The 1795-nt window shown below is 54.3% G+C and carries 3 protein-coding genes; all 3 read left to right on the top strand.

The features are described 5' to 3' along the window. The first annotated feature begins 199 nt into the window (after positions 1-199). The 3 genes from EOW68_RS18240 to EOW68_RS18230 all read left to right on the top strand — a co-directional run bounded on the left by EOW68_RS18240 (position 200) and on the right by EOW68_RS18230 (position 1639). Positions 200-505, top strand: coding sequence for a hypothetical protein (locus tag EOW68_RS18240; protein WP_128226576.1), 306 nt, complete (start codon positions 200-202; stop codon positions 503-505). A 124-nt stretch (positions 506-629) separates the two neighbouring features. Then, positions 630-1007, top strand: coding sequence for a hypothetical protein (locus tag EOW68_RS18235; RefSeq protein ID WP_128226575.1), 378 nt, complete (start codon positions 630-632; stop codon positions 1005-1007). A gap of 11 nt (positions 1008-1018) precedes the next feature. After that, positions 1019-1639 (top strand): glycosyltransferase family 2 protein, encoded by a 621-nt coding sequence (locus tag EOW68_RS18230; RefSeq protein WP_128226574.1) that lies wholly within the window; start codon positions 1019-1021, stop codon positions 1637-1639. Positions 1640-1795 lie beyond the last annotated feature (156 nt).

Below are 1795 nucleotides of genomic sequence, written 5' to 3'. Positions count from 1 at the left end.
ACGCAGGTACTCCAAACAGTCCTCTTTGTCAGGCAGAAACACCTTGCTGACGCTCTCTCTGCTGACCATGCTGTAGCAGACTACGAACTCCAGTCATGAGAAAGTATCCACCGCTACAGATGAGCGATAGCCTGAACCAGTTGACATCCCTGCCGAATGCCGAACATCTTCGCGAATACCCTCTTCGACAGCGAGACCAATGACTGACCGGCGAACCGAACTCGGCGAACTTGTTGACCGGATTAGCGAGTCCGACCCGGTCACGGACGCCTGGCTGGCCAAGAGTGTCACCGACCGGCTGCTCGGCGTCGACGTCAGGAGAGACGAACAGCTCCCGCCGGAAATCGAGACGCTACTCGCGGAATACGACTTCCGTGGCGCACACGAGGTGTACGACACTGACGGCCCGGATAGCTCGTTTATCGGCGGCTACGGCGACGCCAGCCGCCACCAGTTCGTCGACGTCCAGACCCGCGGTGAGCACCAGTCCTACGTGTTAGACTGAGTGTGATTCCGGGCGGAGTGGACGCCGACCAGCAACCTCCGATGACGGTGCCGCTCCGTCACTTTCCTCGGCAGTACCGGAAGCGTCCACGTCCTCATGCTTGGCGTGATCGATTCGTCGTTCTGTGAACGTGTACCACATCGTTCCCTTCATCATCTGGGTACACCGGTACAGCGATCTACTCGGCTTCGAAGAGGTGCCGATGATCGACGACCTCTACGACGACAGACTCGCGGCGATCGATTTCACGCTCCTGCTCGGCGGCACCGCCTTGCTGGTCGCGTCGGAGCAACTGGGTGTCGAGTCAATCACGGCCGCAGGTGGCATCCTCGTGGCCCTCGGTGTAGTCGCCTTCACCGCGAATATGTTGCTGGTGATCCACAGACACAGAACAGTAAATATGAGTCCCACGCCCTCCGATCAAACTGCCAATTCATATTCGTTTTCCAGAAGCCGTGCAAGATGGAGGCGCATATGCAGCAGATATATCAGCATATGCTGAGGAGACCAATCATGAACGACATCACTGTTGTCGTTCCAGCTTATAATGAGGCTGAACGGATAGCACCAGTCGTTCGAGATCTAATTCAAGATTATTCGGTTCTGGTCGTAGACGACGGCTCAACAGACAGCACGGCATCGAAAGCTGAGAATGCGGGAGCGAAAGTGGTTCAACAGCCAGAGAATATGGGCTATATTCCTGCACTGAAGCGTGGTTTTCAGGAAGCAACTTCCGGAATCGTCGTCACGTTTGATGCCGACGGGGAACACCGTCCTGAAGACATTAAACGGCTTATACACCCGATCAAAGAGGACAAGTTAGATCTAGTTCTCGGGGCCAGATCGACAGTTCCGCGCCCCTCGGAACGGGTTCTCAATGAGCTAACACGGTTGAAAATCAATGTCCAGGACTCGGGCACTGGGTTCCGTGCACTCCGTCGCACACTCGCGGTTACACTCGAACTCGATACGGCCTGCACCTGCGGAACATTCGTGTTGGAAGCAGCCGCCAACGGGGCAAGAATTGGAGAGGTCCCTATCGAGACACGTTCGATCCAGAAACCACGTGGGATTGCCTGGCAACACGGGAAACAATTCATCCACGTTCTGCGATATTTGCTCTTCACCTCGTAATACTCGTATTCTTGCGCTGAACTTATGCTCTGACGGCACCGTAGAAAGGGTAGTCGATAAGTGATTGGAATTCATCAGAGAACTCTGTTCTAACTTTGATCTATAATTTTCATAGGTTATTTACATCAGCGTCCCGTTAAATCAATAAACTGGTTG

The organism is Halovenus amylolytica, assembly GCA_004015825.1.
Classification (GTDB): domain Archaea; phylum Halobacteriota; class Halobacteria; order Halobacteriales; family Haloarculaceae; genus Halovenus; species Halovenus amylolytica.
Note: the sequence above shows the minus strand (reverse complement) of the source record. Positions and strands in the feature narration are given on the sequence as shown.